We start from the raw sequence: 18,217 nt of genomic DNA on the forward strand, positions 1-18,217 counted from the left end.
CTTTTGAGTGTTCAGTGTTCGCCGCCCAAGTAGGCGCGTCTGACAGCAGCACTGCTGCTAAGTTCTTGTGCCGAGCCTTCGCCCACAATGCGCCCGGTCTCCAGCAGATAGCCCCGGTCGGCTATAGCCAGACTCTGGCGCGCGTTCTGTTCCACCAGCAGCACGCCCATGCCCAGTGTCTTGATGCGCGCCAGGGCTGCGAACAGCTCTTTGCACATCAGCGGCGACAGGCCCAGCGAAGGCTCGTCCAGCAGCAGGATATCGGGCTGGCTCATGAGAGCGCGGCCCACGGCCACCATCTGCTGCTCGCCGCCGCTCATGGTGCGCACGGTTTGGGCCAGACGATCGTGCAGCTTGGGAAAGAGGGCGAAGACCTGCTCCAGATTGCTGGCCTCGTTGGCGCGTGCGCGCCGGGGCTGGGCTCCCAGCAGCAGGTTTTCCTTGACGCTGAGATCGCCGAACACGCCGCGCCCCTCGGGCACCAGGGCCAAGCCGGCTTGCACGATGGCATGCTGGGGCAACTGCATCAGCTCCTGGCCCGCCAGCTGGGCGCTGGCGCCGGCCTGCGGCGTGACCATGCCGCCCAGCGCCTTGAGCAGGCTGGACTTGCCCGCTCCGTTGGCGCCCAGCATGACGACCAGCTCGCCGGGCTGAACCTGGAGGCTGACCTGGTGCAGCGCCTCATGCTTGCCGTAGCTCACCGAGATATTGCGCACTTCAAGCATGGCTGGCCTCCGCTGACCGGTCTTCATCTGCACTCACTTCTTCCCCCAGATAGGCACGCACCACCTCGGGCTCTTTGAGCACCTGGGCCGTGGGGCCGTCGGCTATTTTCGTGCCCGCGTTCATCACCACGCAGCGGCTGCACAGCGCGTGTACGGCGTCCATCACATGTTCGACCATGAGAATCGTCAGCCCCGTGGCCTGCAACTGCCGGATCAGTGCAATGCCCTGCTGCAGCTCCGTGGGGTTCAGGCCTGCCAGCCATTCGTCGAGCAGCAGGATCTGCGGCTCCAGCGCCAGCGCGCGGGCCAGCTCCAGGCGCTTCTGGTTGATATAGGTGAGCTCGCCTGCGGGAGTATTCGCCAATTCGGCCAGACCCACTTGATTGAGCAGTTGCAGGGCACGCGCAGCGGCAGGTTTGCCAAACAGCGGCCGGGGCTTGAAGGCCATGCCGGCAATGACGTTGTCGCTGCAGCTCATGGAGCCCAGCACCTTGACCAGCTGGAAGGTGCGCGCCACGCCCAGGCGGGCGATCTGGTGGCTTTTGAGCGGGTGGATGGGCTTGCCGTTGAATACGATCTCGCCGCCGTTGACGGGCAGGGCGCCCGAGATCAGATTCATGGCCGTGGTCTTGCCCGAGCCATTGGGGCCGAGCAGGCCCACGACCTCGCCCGGATAGACGTCAAAGCTCAGTGCGTTGACGGCCACCAGGCCGCCGAAGCGTTTGGTGGCGCCGCGCACGGAAAGCAGGGTGGCGGTCTTCATGGCTGGTCTCCCTTGCTGGCCGCATTCTTGCCCAGCAGCCTGGCCAGCACGCCAGACAGACCCTGGGGAATGAAGTAGACGATCACGATGAATACCAGGCCCAGCAGAATCGAGAAATGGTTGGGGAAGTTGGCACCCAGGTACTCGAACAGCAGCACCAGCGGGACAGCCCCCAGAATCGGGCCGAACAGCGCGCCGGCACCGCCGAGCAAGGCCATGATCAGGGTCTGGAACGAGACGGCAGGAGCAAAGGCAATGCTGGGGTCGATATAGGTCCAGCGCGGAGCCATGATGGCGCCCGTGACGGTGATGAACACGGCGCTGACGGCGAACAGCAGCAGTTTGGCCGTGGTGGTGTTGATGCCCACATGGGTGGCCACGGTCTCGTCCTCGCCGATCACGCGCAGCGCCAGGCCCAGACGCGAGCGGTTGATGAGGGCGCGCAGCGCCAGCACCAGGGCCAGCATGGCCAGCAGCTGCCAGTAGATATCGAGCTGGGTGATCTCCACGAATACATAGCGGCCCAGATCCTTGGTGATGTTGACTTCCCACCAGGTGACGAGCTGCTTGACCAGCTCGGCCAGGCCGAAGCTGAAGATCACAAAGTACACGCCCGACAGCCGCAGCGTGGACAGGCCCACGATCAAGGCCATGATCAGGCCCACGCCGGCCGCAATGCCCAGCACGGCAGCCCAGGGCAGGGATTCGCCGAACACGGCGGTGACATAGGCGCCCATGCCGAAGAAGGCGACGGTGGCCAGCGAGATATAGCGCGTCGGTCCCGAGAACAGCGCCCAGGCCGTGGCCAGCACGCAGTACATCAGGATGCTGATCATGAGCGAGAGGTAGTACTCGTCCGTCAGCCAGCGCGGCAGCAGGGCCAGACCGGTGATGGCGATGGCGCTGACGGCCCAGATCAGGATTTCCTTGCGATGGTTCGGATTCATCGTGCGGCCCTCCCGAACAAGCCCGTGGGCTTGAACAGCAGCACCAGCAGGAACACCGCGTAGTTGACGGCCAGCGTCAGGCCGGGGTCGACAAATGAGGCCACCAATGTTTCGGCAAAGCCCAGCAGCATGCCGGCGACCAGGCAACCCATGAGATTGCCCACGCCGCCCATGATGACGACGATCAGCGCCTTCATGGCAAACATGGTGCCCATGCCTGCCGAGAAGGGCAGAAACATGCTGACCAGCACGCCGCAGACCGCCACCAGCGCGCCGCCCAGACCGTAGGCCAAGGCCGCCGTGCTGCGCACATTGATGCCGACCAGATGTGCGAACTGAGGTGCCACAGAGACGGCGCGCACCACGGCGCCGGTACGGGTGCGCGTCAGCAGCAGGTACAGGCCGCCGCCCAGCACGATGGCAAAGCCCAGCACCAGCAGACGGTTGGCCGCGACCTTGCTGCCCAGGATCTCCACGGGTTCGGACAGATAGCTGTAGCTGTGATAGTCGCCGCCGAACATCACCAGCATGACGCCCTGGACGACGAACAGCATGCCGAAGGTGGCCAAAATTGAATCCACCTCCAGCGCCGGTCCGCCCTTGGCGCGGCGCACCAGCGGAGTCAGCAGCAACTGATAGATCAGCCACTGGATGGCAAAGCCCAGCGGCAGCACCAGCAGCACCAGAAGCAGCGGTGAAATACCCCAGCTGCTCACCGCAAAAAAGGCCAGAAAGGCTGGCGCAATCAGAAACTCACCGTAAGAGAGATTCATGATGCGCGCCACGCCATACTGCAGCGTCAGCCCCATGGCCACCAGGCCGTAGAGCCCGCCCAGCATGGCGCCAGCGAGAAGGATGTCTATTAAATTCATAGCGTATACCGCTGGTGATTCATTGTTCTTTTTATGAAATCAATGCAAAGTGAAGGCGAGGCATGCGCAACCAGCTCTTGTTTTGATAGTTCTTGCCTAGCAGGATACAGATGGTGGCCATGGGGTATCAGAGATGCCGAGCAAGAGCCGCCTCGCGGCGATGGCATCGTCCCCCTCCCATAGCGCAAAGCGCGCATAGAGAGGGGGAAGGCGCGTAGCGCCTCAGGGGGTGTTTACTGATTCACGCGGGGGATAACCGCAGGCTTGACACCCGCCCGGTTGGTCGGCGCAATCGCATTGAACTCGCCGTTCTGCCACTGGCCCACATGCCAGAGCTTGGTCAGCATCTGGCCTTCGAGCTTGACGGGACCGAGCACGGTCTCGAAGCTGCCGCTCTTGAGCTCCTGGGTCACGGCGGCACGATCGATCTTGCCCACGCGCTCGATGGCCTGCTGCAGCATCTGCAGCGAGGTGTAAACGATGGGGCTGGCAAAGCGGTCCGATTCCTGGCCGGTCACTTCCTTGAAGCGCTTGAGGTAAGCCTGCATCTGCGGGTGGCCGGCATCGATGCCGCCCGGTGCCATCACGCCTTCGGCCGCTGCGCCGAACTTGCCCTTGAACATGGGGAATTGCGTGCCCACGCCGGTGAACAGCACCTTGGGAGCCAGGCCCAGCGTCCTGGCCTGCTCGTTGATCAGCATGGTGTCGGGCGGGTAGGAGTAGGCCACGAAGGTGTCGGCACCCTTGCCCTTGGCCTCGTTGATGACGGGCGTCATGTCCTGCGTGCCGATCGGATAGCTCTTGTCGTAGACCAGCTCGAAGCCATGCTGCTTGGCGGCCTTGCGCGTGGCATTGGCCAGTTCCACGCCAAAGCCGTCGGCGATGTTGATCATGGCGATCTTGTTGTTGATCTTGCCGTCCTTCTTGGCCTTTTCCAGCATGGCGACCAGGCCCTCGGCATATTCGCCGCCCGTGCCCAGGAAGAAGAAGGCATGCTTCCAGCGCTTGGCCAGATCGGGGGCCTTGTCGGTCACCGAGGTGGCGGCCAGCAGCGGATATTTGTGCTTTTCGTAGGTCGGCCCCACGGCCAGGTTGGAGCCCGTGCCCCAGGGCGGCAGCACGAAGTCGACCTTGTCCTGGGTGATCAGGCGCTCGGTGGCGCGCACGGCCTCCTCGGTGCTGGAGCGATCGTCGTATTCGATGACCTCGATGGGCACGCGCTTGTTGTAGGCCTTGAGCATGATGCCGCCGGCGTCGTTGATCTCCTTGACCCAGAGCTTGTAGTTGGGTGCCGTGGTCACGGAGGTACCGCCCGCGTTGACGCCGGTCTTGGCAATTGCCCAGCCGATACGGATGGACTTGGGCGCTTCCTGGGCCAGGGCCTGGCCGCACAGACCCGCCAGGGCCGTGGCCGCGACCAGGCTTTTGAGAACAAAACGCTTGTCGGCGAATGTCATGCTTGTCTCCTTTTTATGGACGGGTGTCCGGGTTTTCGGCCATCGTAGGAAATCGCGGCGCAAGGGGCTTGTCTGTGCGTGCACTGCGTCTTGTCTGTGCATGCAAGTGTCTGTGGGTAAACACTGATTTCCCTGCGAGGTGCCGGTTTTGCCCGGACCCGGGTCCGGGTCGCTATGGATAATGAAGCATCCTGTTACTTCTTCAGGAGCCCAGATGCGGCCAGACATTCCTGCCTACCAAGTGACCGAGAAGATGACCGAGATGCAAGGTGCCCAAGCCGTGGGCGCCTGGCAGCACTGGATGTCAACGCTCTATGGACTGGAGAGCGATGTCTATGGCGATCAGCATTTCTCGGCGCGGCTGGGAACCCTGGAGCTGGGGCCGGTGGGCATGACCCGGATCGAGGCCAGCCGCCATCGCGTGCGGCGCACATCGGCCAGCATGGCGCGCCGCAGCACGGACTTTCTCAAGATCGTGGCTCCCTGGCATGGCGAGGCCCGCGTCTGCCAGAACGGGCGCGAAGCCGTGGCGCGCAGCGGCCAGTGGCTGATCTATGACACCACGCAGGAGTACGAGGTGCTCAACCCCGAGTGGTGCGAGCATCTGATCATCACCCTGCCCAAAAGCCGCTTCGAAGACCATGGTCGCCCCATCGACGCGCTCATGGGGCGCTATGTGGGTGGCAGCGAAGGCGTGTCCCGCATTGCGCTGGACATGATGCGCGGCACTTTTGCCGAATGTCGGGCCATGGGCCAGGGACTGGCCCAGCATGTGACGGATTCGCTGCTGCAGCTGATCCAGCTGTCCCTGCTCGATGCCTGCGGCCGTGCGGCCTCGCTGAGCGCCAGCGAGCTGCTGCTGGGCCGCATCAAGGCCTATGTGCGCCAGCATCTGCGCGATCCGGCCCTGAGCGTGGATGCCGTGGCCGCAGCGCTCAACTGCAGCAAGCGTCATCTCTACAACGCCTTTGCCGATGAGAGCCTGTCCATCAGCCAGCATATCTGGGCCGAGCGCGTGGCCCTGTTCCAGCGCGAACTGCTCAGTCCTGCCAATCGCCACTGCACCCTGACCGAGCTGGCGCTGGCCAGCGGCTTTGCCAGCGGCGCGCATCTGAGCCGCCTGTTCAAGCAGCACACGGGGCAGACGCCGGCGCAGTTCAGGGCAGGCATGTTTGGCTCCAAATTGCTCAATTAAGAGTTAAACAAGCCTCAGGTCCAGATACTAAATACGCTGTAAGCTATCAATAAGGTAGCAATCCAAAAACAAAAAAGCCACCCGGCGTTTTCAAATCGGGTGGCTTTTTTGCGTGCTTGGCTGCGACCAAGAGCGTTGGATTGAGCATGCTCTGACTCAGTAATACCGAGCAAGGGCCGCCCCGCAGCGAAGGTATTGTCCCCCTCCCGCGCAGCGAGAGAGGGGGAAGCGGCAAAGCCGCTCAGGGGGAGCTTAAATATCTATCCCGCACTTGCCCGGAGCCAGAATCCCATTGGGGTCCAGAGCACGCTTGATCTTGCGCTCGATATCGCGCTTGACCGGACCGTAGCTCTGCGCCACGCGCTCCTGGAAGGCCGTGTTCACGCGGTACACGGCATAGCCTTCCTTTTCGAACTCGTCCAGCAGCTCGGCAAAGCAGGCGTTGGCACGCTTGGTTTCCTCTTCGTTGCTGCGGTCGTAGAGCACATCGATGACATGGTGCATATCGCGCCAGCCGACGATGAACTCGCCCACATAGTCCAGGCCATGCTTGTTGAGGATCTTCTTGGCCAGCGACTTCTGCTTGTCGCACTCGCTGCCGCGCGCCTGCGACACAGGGGCAAACCACATCGAGCCGCCACCCCCGCGCCAGTTGTAGAGGCCGAATTCCTGCAGGTTGGGCACGCCCGACATGAGCTGGGCACGGTACTTGAAGGGCTGGGTGTCGCCAGCCATCTCTTCGGTGATCAAGCGGCCCTTGCCCAGCTTCTTGAGCGCGTCCTGCACGATCTTGAAGTTGACGTCGACCTGCTCCCTGGTGCCGTACAGCGCAGCGTAGACATTCCAGGCGCCCAGATGCTTGTCTTTCTGGATCTGCTTGAGGATGGCGTCGGGCGTATGGCCGGGCTCGGTGGTGTAGTCCGAGCGGCGGGTGTTGCAGGTGGATGCCTCCCACAGCACGCCGGCAATCACCACCGAATTGGGGATGACCTGGGCGATGCGCAGGGGGCGGATGAATTCCACGATCTCGGAGATATCGCTGTCTTCGTCGAACTGGATTTCCAGCGGCTTGAAGACCGGGGGCTTGGGCATCAGCCAGAAACCCATCTTGGTGCAGATGCCGTAGTTGGACTGGGTGAACATGCCGTCCAGCGTCGGGCCGTAACCCCATTTGAACACCTGCCAGGCCTTGTCGCCCTTGACGCCTCCCATGCCGGTGCGCAGCACATCGCCGTTGGCCATCACCACTTCCATGCCGCACTGCATCATGAAGTGTTCGCCATAAGGTGTGTAGCCCACGCCGCGGTCCATGGTGTTGCCCAGAGGACCGGCAATGGCCGAAGGTGCCGAGAACGACAGCATCAAGGGAATCTTGTTCTCTTCGAGGTAGTCGTAGAGCATCTGGTAGGTCACGCCAGGCTCGACCAGGGCCGTGCACAGTTCGGGGTCCACGTGGATGATCTTGTTCATCTTGCGCAGATCCAGCACCACCTGGCCGCGCTGGCCCGGTGCGGCCGAGCCGTAGCCGAAGTTGCGGCCGGTAGAGATGGTCCACACGGGCACCTTGTGCGCGTTGCAGATCTTGACGACCTCTTGCACCTGCTCCACGGTGGTGGCAGTCACCACGGCGGAAGGTGTGTGCTCTTCGGTAGGCACAGCCATCATCACCTTGGTGTAGGGACGAACCAGTTCGTCCTTGATCATCACATTATCTTCGCCCAGGGCCTTCTTGAATTGGGCGATGGCCGCATCGAAGCTGCTCTCGCTCATGCCCTTGGGCAGGGCCATGTATTTGCTTGTCATGCTCTGCTTTCCTTGTTTCTTAGATTACGCAGCTAAAGGACACGCGGGCTTCCTTGCCTGCTGCCGCCGTGGTGGTGTTCATGACTTGACCGGACGCCAGCGACCGACCCAGCGCCTGGGCCCAGTCGGCGGCGGCGCCGTCCACGCGATGGTGTTCCACAGCCAGCACGCGGCCACCGCTGGAGCGAACCAGGTCCAGCACCAACGTGGCCGAGGCGTCATCAAGCAGACCCACCAGCAGGGTTTCCTGGCTGTCGGTCAGCAGCTCGCCCAATTGGTTGAATGCGGCGCTGTCCAGACCTTGAAGGCCGGTGTGCACCACGTTGCGGGAGGTGCTCTGAACACCGGCCGCAAAGGCCTTGTCCAGCGCGCTGGCGTGCATGGAGGAGGTCACGGCCAGCACCTCGGCAGAGCGTGTGGCTGCGCTGGCGGTGCGGCCTGCAGCGGAGGTGGCAGCCTGTGCCCAGCCTATGCCGGAGACAGCCAGACCTGCAGCGGTCAGACCTTTGAGAAGGGAGCGACGATCGGTTTGCATTGCATCGTCCTCCTTATTTCCTGGCTGGCTCGGCTGCCTTGGGGGCCTCTGTCCTGGACAGGTAGTTTGCCAAGTCTTCCAGCGTGGCGTCGTCGATATCGGTCACGCGAAAGGATGGCATGGCGTTCATGCCGTTGCGCGCAATGATCACGTAGGTCGCGGGCGGAAAGCCTCGCCCCTTGATGACGGGGCCTATGCCGGCTTCATGGCATTTGGCGCAGGTCTTTTCGTAGAAGCGCTGGCCGGGGCCAATGTTGTGAGAGTCCGCAGCCGAGGCGGCGAGGCTGAGGCCAGACAGCAGGGCTGCCATGGCCAGTTGGGAGGCATGTTTCAACGTGGGTCTCCGGTGGTTCTGTGGGTCGGCAGACACAAGGCGCGGGTTGGGGCCCGCGCCTTGCCCATGCGGGCGCTGCACCTGAGGTCTTTGCCTCATGGCCCAGTGCCCGCGATGGAGGTTTCAAGCGAGGACAGGAGTCATGCCTGCCGGCTACGACTGCTGTCCTGGACGCTTTAGAAGGGGTAGTGACGTGCGGTGGTCTGCATGGTGATCCAGCGGGTGTCGGTAAAGGCATCGATACCGGCCTGGCCGCCAAAGTGGCCGTAGCCCGAGTTCTTCACGCCGCCGAAAGGCATCTGTGCCTCGTCGTGCACGGTGGGGCCGTTGACATGACAGATGCCCGCTTCGATGCGACCGGCCACGCGCCAGCCGCGCGCTGTGTCCCTGGTGTAGACGGCGGAAGACAGGCCGAACTCGTTGTCGTTGGCCATGGCGATGGCCTGCTCTTCGCCACGCACGCGCACGATGGCTTTTACCGGGGCAAAGGTCTCTTCACGGAAGATTCGCATCTCGGGAGTCACGCCGTCTATCAGCGTGGCGGCCATCAAGGTGTCGCTGGCCTTGCCGCCGCAAAGAATCCTGGCACCCTTGCTCACGGCGTCGTCGATGAGCTCGTTGACGCGGTTCACGGTGTTCATGTCCACGACTGAGCCCAGCACCACAGGGCCTTTGCGGGGGTCGCCCAGAGGCAGGGTTGTGGCGCGGCCCACCAGCTTGGCGATGAATTCCTCGGCCACGGCCTCGTCCACGATGATGCGCTCGGTGGACATGCATATCTGGCCCGAGTTGGCGAAGGCGCCAAAGGTGCAGCCGGCCACCGCGGAGTCGATGTCGGCATCGTCGAGCACCAGAAACGGGGCCTTGCCGCCCAGCTCCAGGATGACGGGCTTGAGGTATTTGGCGCAGGTCTGGCCGATGATGCGGCCCACGCGCGTGGAGCCCGTGAAGTTCACGCGGCGTACGGCGGGGTGGGCCACCATGGCCTCGACCACTGTGCCGGCGTCTTCGGGCGCATTGGTCACGAAGTTCACCACACCAGGCGGCAGGCCGCCTTCCTGCAGCGCTTCGATGATCAGGCCGTGCGTGGCGGGACACAGCTCCGAGCCCTTGAGGATCACGGTGTTGCCGCAGGCCAGGGGCGTGGCAATGGCGCGCACGGCCAAGATGATGGGGGCATTCCAGGGGGCGATGCCCAGCACCACGCCGGCGGGCTGGCGCACGGCCATGGCCATGCTGCCGGGGATATCCGAAGGAATCAGCTGGCCGTTGATCTGGGTGGTCAGCGACGCGGCTTCGAGAAACATATTGGCGGCCAGATGCACATTGAAGCCGGCCCAGATGCCGGAGGCGCCGGTTTCTGCCGCCATGGCTGCGGCAAAGGCTTCGGCCTTGGCCTCCAGGGCCTGCGAGGCCTTCATCAGCATCAGCCTGCGTTCTGTGGGGCCCAGGGCCGCCCAGGCAGGGAAGGCCGCCTGAGCGGCTTCCACGGCACGCACGGCGTCGGCTGTTGTGGCGGCCGGGGCACGCGTGGCGACCGATCCGTCCAGAGGGTTTCTGCGCTCGAAAGTGGCGCCATTGCTGGCCTGTGCGGTCTGACCGCCGATGAGCATGCTTTGTTCAATCATCTTCGCTTCCTTCGCTACCAAGGTCGCGTGACCGCGGTCACTGCTTGTTGCTGCAAGTTGAAAAAAGTGGGAGCTGGTGCCGTTGCACAAGGCTTGTGTCACCGGGCTTGTCTCCCCCCTTTTGTGGTGTTTCGCCTGACACTGGCGTGTGAGTGATCGTAGGAAAAGCCTTGGCAAGATGCTGTGCGCAATGTGCACAAACCGTTTGACGAATCGTGCACGCAACCTAGGGTTTGCACTAGTTTGAATGCAGTGTGGGAGATTCCTTCCGGCCTGAGCACGAAAGTGCTCACTTACCGATAATTGCTGTACTTTGTCGGTACAGGCAGAGATAGATACAACGAGGAGTCAAGGCCCATGACCGCGCCCGTGGTACTGAGTACCGATGGTCTTCCCGAGAAGGAAACTGCACCAGCCTGGCAGGGCTGGATGGCGCAGTTGTTCTCGGGTCTGGATACGGATCTGTATGGCGACACCTGTTTTGACGGACATCTGAGCGTGGCATACGCAGGCGATGTGATGCTCACCAAGCTGGATGCCGGGCGCCACCGCGTCATACGCGACAGCCACCGTCTGCGCGACAGCGAAGCGGCCTATCTCAAGATCGTGGCGCCCTGGAGCGGCCATGCCGAGGTGGAGCAGTACGGCAGCAAGGCCTGCGTGAGCAATGGCAACTGGGCCATCTATGACACCTCGCAGCCCTATGTGGTGGCCAATCCCCGGCACACGGAGCACCTGATCATGATGGTGCCCAAACAGAGCATTGCCGAGCGAGGCCTGCGTCTGGAAAACCTCATGGGTCGATCGGTGGGGGGCAGCGCCGGCATTGCGCGCATTGCTCTGCAGACCATGCGCAGCACTTACCAGGAACTGGACAATATGACGGCACCGCTGGCGCGCCGCGCCGGGGAGTTGCTGGTGGATATGGTGCACCTGTCCCTGCAGGCCCTTGGCGGGCAGGCCACGGCGGTGACGCAGAAGCAGGCCCTGTACGACCGCATCTGCGAGCATGTGGCCAGCCATGTGCGCGACCCCGGGTTGTCGGTCGATCAGGTGGCCGAAGCACTCAATTGCAGCCGTCGGCATCTGCACAACGCCTTTGCGGGGCGAGACCAGTCGCTGGGCGGCTTCATCCAGCAGAGCCGGTTGGAGCTTTGCATGCGGGAGCTGCATTCCCCGGCGCTCGCGCACCGCACCATTACAGACATTGCCATGGGCTGTGGTTTTGGCAACAGCGCGCACTTCAGCCGTGCCTTCAAGGCCTATGCCGGCATGTCGCCGTCCGAGTTCAGAGCGCTCGGTCATTGATCTGTGCCGACCAGCGTTTTCGAGGCCTATAGGACAATGCAGGCCGTTGCTTAGAAAGCAGGACTGTATTCATGGACATCAATACGCCGCTCACCCTGCTGGGTGGGCTCACCGCCTCTCAATTCATGCGCAAGCATTGGCATAAAAAGCCTTTGCTGGTGCGCCAGGCCATCCCCGGCTTCAAGGCCCCGATTCCGCGTGCTCGCCTGCTGGCCATGGCGGGCGAGGATGGCGTGGAGTCGCGCCTGATCCAGCAGCTCGAAGGCGACAACTGGAAGCTCAGCCACGGCCCGCTGTCCCGTCGCAGCCTGCCTGCATTGACCAAGCCGGGCTGGACCGTGCTGGTGCAGGGCGTGGACATGCATGACGCCAAGGCGCATGAGTTGCTGCAGCAATTCCGCTTTGTGCCCGAGGCGCGCCTCGATGATCTGATGATCAGCTTTGCCACCGATCAAGGGGGCGTAGGCCCGCATTTCGACAGCTATGACGTGTTTTTGCTGCAGGCCCAGGGCAGGCGCCGCTGGCGCATCGGTCGTCAAAAAGACCTGTCTCTGCAGCAGGGCAAGCCGCTGAAGATTCTCTCCAATTTCGAGCCCGAGGAAGAGTTTGTTCTGGAGCCCGGCGACATGCTGTATCTGCCGCCCAAATGGGCGCATGACGGAGTGGCAGAAGGTGAATGCATGACGTATTCGATAGGCTTTCGCTCGCCCGATCGCAGCGAGCTGGGTCGCGAGTTGCTGCTGCGCATGTCGGACGAGCCCGACGAGCCCGAAACTCCGGTCATTTATCGCGACCCCAAACAGGAGGCCGTGAGCAACCCGGCGCTGATTCCTGAAGGCATGTATGACTTTGCCCGCGAGGCACTGAAGAAGGCCATGGCCGAGCCGCTGGCGCTGGAGCGTGCGCTGGGCGAGTACCTGAGCGACCCCAAGCCCAATGTCTGGTTCGAGCATGGCGATGAAAACGGCATGTTCGAGAGCGTGGTGCTGGATCGCCGCACACGCATGATGTATGACGCCAAGCACATCTTCATCAATGGCGAAAGCTATCTGGCTGGCGGCCGCGATGCCACCTTGATGCGCAAGCTGGCAGACAGCCGAGCCCTGTCGCGCAAGGATCTGGCAACTGCCAGCGATGACGCGCTGGAGTTGCTGTCGTCGTGGTTTGATGCTGGCTGGGTTCGCTCCGGCGACTGAAACAGGGTGGACTTGTAACAGCGATCGTGCTAACTTACGGGTTTGTCCTCTGTGGCTCCTGTTGATTTCGCAGGCTTTGTGTAGGTTATGTAAATCTTTATCAAAGCTTTGTCAGGGATTTGACAGGAATAAATTTATGCTCCACAGTGTGGCTCAAGGCAAGCGTGGGCTTGCCCGGTAAATGAGAACGCACCGATTTGTGCAGAATTGTTTGGTTGCTGTCAGTGTTAGTCAGCAATGGGCAAAACTACCTATAATGCGGGCTGAGTCGAATTTATCGTTTGACCTGATCTGCCAGAGCGATCAATAGCTGCAAAAGGCTGACCGTAATGGCAATCTGCATACCGTCTGCTGAACCTACCATTTAGGAAACTGTCATGAAGAACTCTCTGATTCTGGCTACCGTGATCGCTGCTGCTGCTCTGGCTGCTTGCGGCAAGAAGGAAGAAGCTCCTGCTGCTCCCGCACCTGCTGTGGAAGCTCCTGCTGCTCCCGCACCTGCTGCTGAAGCTCCTGCTGCTCCCGCCGCTGACGCTGCTGCTCCTGCCGCTGACGCTCCTGCTGCCCCCGCCGCTGACGCTCCTGCTGCTCCTGCCGCTGACGCTCCTGCTGCTCCCGCCGCTGAAGCTCCTGCTGCCAAGTAATTCGCTGCATCAGCCAGCTTGAGGCCCAGGCCTCGAGCATGAAAAAACCGCACTCAGGTGCGGTTTTTTTACGTCTGGATTTCGCAGCGGATTTTCGAGCTGCGGATGCTTGCCGGCATACAAGGTCTGCACCTGTAATCTGCACTTGGGCGGATTTTGGCGGGCAAGCGCACGCCATGAGCGGCAGCCCCCAAGCCGAAGTTCGATTCGTTAGGACATGAAAAAAGCCACCAGAGCTGAGTCCGGTGGCTTTTGTATGGGGTGCAGCGCTCTTTACTTCAGATCATCGGTGATGATGCGCACGATACGCTGGCCGTTGGCGGAGCTGTCCGGCTGGCCTTGCTCATTGAGCACGCTGACTTGGGACTTGTTGCCGTCACCCTTGACCTGGATCTGATACTTCTGAGGCGCGGCAGCTTCCTTGCCCTGGCTGAAGATCTTGCTGAAGAAGCCCTTGGACTCAGGCTTGGCGTTCGGGTCCACGTAGCGCACGTAGTAGAGGCCGCGGCTGCGGTCGCGGTCTTCCACGGTGAAGCCGGTGCGGTCCAGCGCCACGCCAACGCGGCGCCATGCGCGCTCAAAGCCTTCTTCCAGCTGCAGCGTGGGCACGCCGTTGATGGTGTCCATGCGTGCGCCGGTCGAGGTGGTGGCTGCAGACTTGTCCGCCTTGGCGACGGCAGAGGCCTGCTCTTCGCTCACGCCCAGCTTGACCATGATGCGGCGCAGGAATTCGGTTTCCAGTTCGGGGTCGCGAGGACGTGGTTGCCAGATGGTGTTGTCCTTGCGCTCGCTGGTGTAGACCTCCTGCATGCCACGGTGGGTGACATAGATGCGGGTCTTGCCATCGGGTTCGCGCTCCAGGCGGGTGCGGAATTTGTCGCGCTCGCTGGTGGAATAGAGCGAATCAAACACCTTGCCCAGGCTTTTGCGGATGATGTCCTGAGGCAGCTTGGCGCGGTTTTCGGCCCAGTCGGTCTCGAGAATGCCCAGTTGGCGGTCTTCCATCGAGTAGATGAAGCCGTTTTCCAGCCAGAAGTCGCGAGTGGGCTCCCAGAGCTTGTCGGCTGCACGATCAACCACGAGCCAATGCTCGGCACCGTCGCGCTCGATGCGGACGTCGCCAATCTTGTTGGCCGCGGTGTTGTTGTCGGCAGGCTTGGCGGCCTTGGCATTGGCCTGCATGGCAGCAGCGGATACCACGCCACCAGGGACGGTATAGCGCGAGTCTTGCGACAGCTGCGTCAGATCCGGAGGGACTTCAAGAGAGGGAGCTTGATTCTTGCCCGCGCTCTTGTAGTCGATCTTGGTCTCTTGGAACGTGGTCGTGCAGGCAGACAGGCCCAGCGCGATGCTGAGCAGGCTCAAACGTGCTGTTTGTTGTTTCACGCGGATTGTCCTTGGGTAGCGTTCAAGCTATGTGCGAAAAACCGCTAGCTTAGCGCAACTCGATCAGAGTACGCCAACTTTACGCAGAGCATCCTCAACAACTGCTTCGCATTGCTCGCTCAGCGGCGTCATGGGCAGGCGCATGGCGGGGCCGCACAAACCCATGCGGGCTGCTGCCCACTTCACGGGAATGGGATTGGCTTCCACAAACAGGCTCTTGTGCAGGGGCATGAGCTTGAACTGGATTTCCATGGCGCGCTTGGTATCGCCGGCCATGGCGGCCTTGCACAGCTCGCTCATCAGGCGAGGAGCGACGTTGGCCGTCACGCTGATATTGCCGTGGCCGCCGCACAGCATCAGTGCCACGGCGGTGGGGTCGTCACCGGAGTAGACGCCGAAGCCGGCAGGCACGTCGCGGATCAGCCATTGGGCACGCTCGATGTTGCCGGTGGCTTCCTTGATGCCGATGATGCCGGGGATCTGGGCCAGGCGCAGCACGGTGTCATGCTGCATGTCCGCAACCGAGCGGCCGGGCACGTTGTACAGGACCACGGGCAGGTCGCCAGTGGCTTCGGCGATGGCCTTGAAGTGCTGGTACTGGCCTTCCTGTGTGGGCTTGTTGTAGTAGGGAACGACCTGCAGCTGGCTGTCGGCGCCCACCTTCTTGGCGTACTTGGCCAGCTCGATGGCTTCGTGCGTGCTGTTGGCACCGCAGCCGGCCATGATGGAGACGCGGCCGGCGGCCTGTTCCACGGCGACACGAATGATTTCGCAATGCTCTTCGACATTCACGGTGGGCGATTCACCGGTGGTGCCGACCACACCGATGCAGTTGGTGCCTTCGGCCACATGCCAGTCGATGAGTTTGCGCAGCGACGGGTAGTCGACGCTACCGTCTTCGAGCATGGGCGTAATGAGGGCAACAATGCTGCCAGTGAGAGCAACGGAGGGTGATGTCATATCCGCAATCAGAAAACGGTAAAAATGAATTCTACAAACAGGGACAGGGTGCAGGCAGTGGTTTGCGATCAACAGTGTCTAGCAAAACTCTGTTTTTGTCGAAGTGTTGTTGATAAATGACGAAATGACGAAATATTTAATTTCTGTGCGTCATATTGTTCGTTGATTGTGGCTTTGTTTCGGACGGCATGGCTGCAATCTGGCGGCTTTGCAAGTCTTGCTCAATGCGGTCCGGCCGTTTTCCTCAAAGCCTGCAGGCAGGCCCGGCGACCGTGGTTCCTGCCACGCCGGCATCGCTTCAGTTCGCGCTGTAGTTCCAGGCGCTGATATGGGCCTGCGCCAGCCGTTCCATGAGGTCCTCGGCATCTGCCGAGCGCACCACGGTCACGCGCAGGCTGTCGTCATCGGTGGCTAGCTTGATCAGGGCCAGCTGGCGGCCGGCCAGATGCTCGGCCATATGCTCCAGGCCCGATTCAACACCGTCAGCGGGCGTGTCCCACTGCCAGTCATCGGTGCCGGGCAGCCAGTGCGTGTTCGCAATGCCGTCGGCATCCTTCCAGTCAAAGCGGGCGAACTGACCGGCAACGGCAAGCAGATGCACCCAGTACAGGGTCAGCGCGTTTTCACCAGCGGGCAGATGCATGACATCGGGGTCGGTCTCGTCATCTTCGTCCCAGCCCATGTCGTCAGGATCAGGTGCCGCCACGCAGTCGCGCCATTGCTGCAGCAGTTCTGCGGTCCGGCTTTCGTCATTCAGGCAGAGGATGCGCGATATATCCTGCATCCAGGCCCCATCCTCTGCCTCTATCAGTTCCGCGCGGGTCATGGTCGTGGTTTCGGGGGTGTCGCCACCTAAGCCCTTGAACATGCCGCGCAGTGCGTTACGGTAGTCCTCCCAGGTTTCTCCGGTGCGGGTGATGCTGAAATCCTGGATGGAGAACATGACCAGTTCGGCCTCCGGCCCTTCGCCCACAAAGGTGAGCAGTTCATTTTTCTTCGGACTGCAGTTCAGCGGCGGGCACCAGATATCAGGGGCGGCCAGCAGCTTGCCTTTGGTGTTGAAGATGCGCGGCTCGCCTTTTTCGGTGATGGCCAGAAGCTTGCGACCGGGAAATACCTTGGGGGGCGAGCTGCTGAAGCCGCGCTCTATGGTCTTGAACTGACAGGGGATGATTTCCTGGCCGCGGATGTCAATCACGCCTTCGAGGATGCGGTGCTCCTGTTCGCCCTGCTCGTTGACAAAGGGTTCCCGGACGCAGGCGACGGCCAGTTCTGTCTTGGCGCTGAAGTCGTTGATGTGCTCATAGCGGCCCGCATCAAACACAGGGTGGCCGTCGGGCTTGAGCAGCAGCTGGCGCGAGTCGCCATAAGAGCCTTGTTCGGCGCGGATGAATTCGTCGTGCTCCTCGTTGTAGTCGATGCTGCTGAGCCCTTCGTGCAGCAACGCGAGGCCGGGCAGGTTGCGCAGGTCCTGCATGTTTTCCTGCCTCGGTGATCTGCAGGCCATCACATGGGGCGTGACGGCATAGGCGTCGCGATAGCCCTCGGAGGGCGATACCAGCCAGATGCCGTTCAAATCCTTGATGCCGGACCTCGCGCCTTCGCCCGGCGTGGTCTCGGGATAGTGCACGCTCAGGTGCTCGCCAGAGACAAAGGTCATGCTCGCGCCTTCCAGGGGGCGCTGAAGCCAGCGGCCATAGGGCGTGACCATGCCCACAGGCCAGTGGTCGCGCTCGGCTTCGTTCTGTGGCTTCAGGCCCGTGCGCGGGTGCAGCTTGGGCATGACGTAATAGCTTTCGGTCGCTTCGTCCCAGGCGCCATGGCGGCGCGGCTCGTAGTGATCGGCCAGCCAGGCGGGCCAGTCTTCTTCGCTTTGCTGCTCGATCACCTCGGTGCGTGCAATGACCGAATCGCTCCACCATCCCAGATGGGATTGCGGCGCCCGCTTCAAGGCCTGCAGGGATTCGGGCAGCTCGCCGCCGCTGCAGCTCCATTGCCGGCATAGCTCGCGCTGGGCCTGCAAAAAGGTCGTGAACTCCGCTTCGTCAAAGTCATGCGGACATAGCGTGGCGCAGTCCAGCAGCAGCCACTGGCGCGTGCTGGTGCTGATGGTGTGATCGATGTGCTGCCATTGCTTCTTGACGGAGTCGGGCCAATGCATAGGGCATTTTGCGGGCAGTGGCTCAATCACGCTCCTCAGCCATTGCCAGCGGGCCCGGACCTGCTCCATGGGGGCGGCCAGGGCCGAGAGGCTTTGCTTGTCCTGGTAGGCGCTGCAGGGAACCAGTTCGGGCAGATGCCGCGCATCGCCCAGCAGCACGCTGAACAACAGCGGTGTGCTGCTGAACCATTCGGCCCAGCCGTCACAACTGCCGCCGGGCTCTGCGGGCCACTCTGTCGAGGCACTGGGGTGTTCGTCGTGGGCAAGCAGCAGGGCGTAGGCGGGCATGGCGGTCGGGCAGAT

At 62.2% G+C, this 18,217-nt stretch carries 16 protein-coding genes; 4 read left to right on the forward strand and 12 right to left on the reverse strand.

Annotated features, from left to right (window positions below):
* Positions 1-11: 11 nt before the first annotated feature.
* The 5 genes from JAO85_RS05415 to JAO85_RS05435 form a co-directional block, all read right to left on the reverse strand.
* Entirely contained in the window at positions 12-725 is a 714-nt protein-coding gene (locus JAO85_RS05415) for an ABC transporter ATP-binding protein (protein WP_202787629.1), read from the reverse strand.
* On the reverse strand, positions 718-1,488 hold the full coding sequence (locus JAO85_RS05420; protein WP_039049904.1) for an ABC transporter ATP-binding protein: 771 nt from the start codon (positions 1,486-1,488) through the stop codon (positions 718-720). The genes JAO85_RS05415 and JAO85_RS05420 overlap by 8 nt, the downstream gene beginning before the upstream one ends.
* Positions 1,485-2,435: a branched-chain amino acid ABC transporter permease gene (locus JAO85_RS05425; protein WP_202787630.1), complete on the reverse strand. Its 951-nt coding sequence runs from the start codon at positions 2,433-2,435 to the stop codon at positions 1,485-1,487. The genes JAO85_RS05420 and JAO85_RS05425 overlap by 4 nt, the downstream gene beginning before the upstream one ends.
* A complete protein-coding gene (locus tag JAO85_RS05430) occupies positions 2,432-3,307 on the reverse strand; it encodes a branched-chain amino acid ABC transporter permease (protein ID WP_202787631.1) in 876 nt (291 codons plus the stop codon). The genes JAO85_RS05425 and JAO85_RS05430 overlap by 4 nt, the downstream gene beginning before the upstream one ends.
* Before the next feature lie 233 nt (positions 3,308-3,540).
* A complete protein-coding gene (locus tag JAO85_RS05435; protein WP_202787632.1) occupies positions 3,541-4,764 on the reverse strand; it encodes an amino acid ABC transporter substrate-binding protein in 1,224 nt (407 codons plus the stop codon).
* Positions 4,765-4,978: 214 nt separating this feature from the next.
* Here JAO85_RS05435 and JAO85_RS05440 point away from each other — a divergent pair, with 214 nt between their 5' ends.
* Positions 4,979-5,959 (forward strand): AraC family transcriptional regulator, encoded by a 981-nt coding sequence (locus tag JAO85_RS05440; RefSeq protein ID WP_202787633.1) that lies wholly within the window; start codon positions 4,979-4,981, stop codon positions 5,957-5,959.
* Positions 5,960-6,211: 252 nt separating this feature from the next.
* Here JAO85_RS05440 and JAO85_RS05445 read toward each other — a convergent pair whose 3' ends face one another.
* From JAO85_RS05445 to JAO85_RS05460, 4 genes are all read right to left on the reverse strand, one after another.
* A complete protein-coding gene (locus JAO85_RS05445) occupies positions 6,212-7,762 on the reverse strand; it encodes an FAD-binding oxidoreductase (RefSeq protein ID WP_003064558.1) in 1,551 nt (516 codons plus the stop codon).
* Positions 7,763-7,781: 19 nt separating this feature from the next.
* Complete coding sequence (locus JAO85_RS05450) at positions 7,782-8,297, reverse strand: hypothetical protein (protein WP_054073616.1); 516 nt, start codon at positions 8,295-8,297, stop codon at positions 7,782-7,784.
* Positions 8,298-8,310: 13 nt separating this feature from the next.
* Positions 8,311-8,631, reverse strand: a complete 321-nt coding sequence (locus tag JAO85_RS05455) for a cytochrome c (protein ID WP_054073617.1) — start codon at positions 8,629-8,631, stop codon at positions 8,311-8,313.
* Between the two features lie 176 nt (positions 8,632-8,807).
* On the reverse strand, positions 8,808-10,259 hold the full coding sequence (locus tag JAO85_RS05460; RefSeq protein WP_202787634.1) for an aldehyde dehydrogenase: 1,452 nt from the start codon (positions 10,257-10,259) through the stop codon (positions 8,808-8,810).
* Positions 10,260-10,616: 357 nt separating this feature from the next.
* Between JAO85_RS05460 and JAO85_RS05465 the strand changes: the two genes are divergently transcribed.
* The 3 genes from JAO85_RS05465 to JAO85_RS05475 all read left to right on the forward strand — a co-directional run bounded on the left by JAO85_RS05465 (position 10,617) and on the right by JAO85_RS05475 (position 13,407).
* Positions 10,617-11,567 carry a helix-turn-helix domain-containing protein gene (locus tag JAO85_RS05465; RefSeq protein WP_202787635.1) on the forward strand — a complete coding sequence of 317 codons (951 nt, stop codon included), beginning with the start codon at positions 10,617-10,619 and terminating at the stop codon, positions 11,565-11,567.
* Between the two features lie 71 nt (positions 11,568-11,638).
* A complete protein-coding gene (locus tag JAO85_RS05470; protein ID WP_012837381.1) occupies positions 11,639-12,763 on the forward strand; it encodes a JmjC domain-containing protein in 1,125 nt (374 codons plus the stop codon).
* A gap of 377 nt (positions 12,764-13,140) precedes the next feature.
* Positions 13,141-13,407, forward strand: a complete 267-nt coding sequence (locus JAO85_RS05475) for a hypothetical protein (RefSeq protein WP_034359978.1) — start codon at positions 13,141-13,143, stop codon at positions 13,405-13,407.
* A 273-nt stretch (positions 13,408-13,680) separates the two neighbouring features.
* Here the strand turns inward: JAO85_RS05475 and bamC are convergent, their stop codons facing one another.
* From bamC to JAO85_RS05490, 3 genes are all read right to left on the reverse strand, one after another.
* Positions 13,681-14,793, reverse strand: coding sequence for an outer membrane protein assembly factor BamC (gene bamC / locus JAO85_RS05480; RefSeq protein WP_039049897.1), 1,113 nt, complete (start codon positions 14,791-14,793; stop codon positions 13,681-13,683).
* A 63-nt stretch (positions 14,794-14,856) separates the two neighbouring features.
* A complete protein-coding gene (gene dapA, locus JAO85_RS05485) occupies positions 14,857-15,753 on the reverse strand; it encodes a 4-hydroxy-tetrahydrodipicolinate synthase (protein ID WP_003064577.1) in 897 nt (298 codons plus the stop codon).
* Positions 15,754-16,051: 298 nt separating this feature from the next.
* Positions 16,052-18,202: a hypothetical protein gene (locus JAO85_RS05490; protein ID WP_202787636.1), complete on the reverse strand. Its 2,151-nt coding sequence runs from the start codon at positions 18,200-18,202 to the stop codon at positions 16,052-16,054.
* Positions 18,203-18,217: the final 15 nt, after the last annotated feature.

This window comes from Comamonas sp. NyZ500 (genome assembly GCF_016772095.1).
GTDB lineage: Bacteria > Pseudomonadota > Gammaproteobacteria > Burkholderiales > Burkholderiaceae_C > Comamonas > Comamonas thiooxydans.

What these genes read in the sequence shown, in the direction of transcription:
- JAO85_RS05420 (WP_039049904.1), bottom strand. Translation starts at nt 1,488, where the DNA reads ATGAAGACCGCCACCCTGCTTTCCGTGCGCGGCGCCACCAAACGCTTC.
- JAO85_RS05430 (WP_202787631.1), bottom strand. Translation starts at nt 3,307, where the DNA reads ATGAATTTAATAGACATCCTTCTCGCTGGCGCCATGCTGGGCGGGCTC.
- JAO85_RS05490 (WP_202787636.1), bottom strand. Translation starts at nt 18,202, where the DNA reads ATGCCCGCCTACGCCCTGCTGCTTGCCCACGACGAACACCCCAGTGCC.
- JAO85_RS05440 (WP_202787633.1), top strand. Translation starts at nt 4,979, where the DNA reads ATGCGGCCAGACATTCCTGCCTACCAAGTGACCGAGAAGATGACCGAG.
- JAO85_RS05470 (WP_012837381.1), top strand. Translation starts at nt 11,639, where the DNA reads ATGGACATCAATACGCCGCTCACCCTGCTGGGTGGGCTCACCGCCTCT.
- JAO85_RS05460 (WP_202787634.1), bottom strand. Translation starts at nt 10,259, where the DNA reads ATGATTGAACAAAGCATGCTCATCGGCGGTCAGACCGCACAGGCCAGC.
- JAO85_RS05435 (WP_202787632.1), bottom strand. Translation starts at nt 4,764, where the DNA reads ATGACATTCGCCGACAAGCGTTTTGTTCTCAAAAGCCTGGTCGCGGCC.
- JAO85_RS05415 (WP_202787629.1), bottom strand. Translation starts at nt 725, where the DNA reads ATGCTTGAAGTGCGCAATATCTCGGTGAGCTACGGCAAGCATGAGGCG.
- JAO85_RS05450 (WP_054073616.1), bottom strand. Translation starts at nt 8,297, where the DNA reads ATGCAAACCGATCGTCGCTCCCTTCTCAAAGGTCTGACCGCTGCAGGT.
- JAO85_RS05465 (WP_202787635.1), top strand. Translation starts at nt 10,617, where the DNA reads ATGACCGCGCCCGTGGTACTGAGTACCGATGGTCTTCCCGAGAAGGAA.
- JAO85_RS05445 (WP_003064558.1), bottom strand. Translation starts at nt 7,762, where the DNA reads ATGACAAGCAAATACATGGCCCTGCCCAAGGGCATGAGCGAGAGCAGC.
- dapA (WP_003064577.1), bottom strand. Translation starts at nt 15,753, where the DNA reads ATGACATCACCCTCCGTTGCTCTCACTGGCAGCATTGTTGCCCTCATT.
- JAO85_RS05425 (WP_202787630.1), bottom strand. Translation starts at nt 2,435, where the DNA reads ATGAATCCGAACCATCGCAAGGAAATCCTGATCTGGGCCGTCAGCGCC.
- JAO85_RS05475 (WP_034359978.1), top strand. Translation starts at nt 13,141, where the DNA reads ATGAAGAACTCTCTGATTCTGGCTACCGTGATCGCTGCTGCTGCTCTG.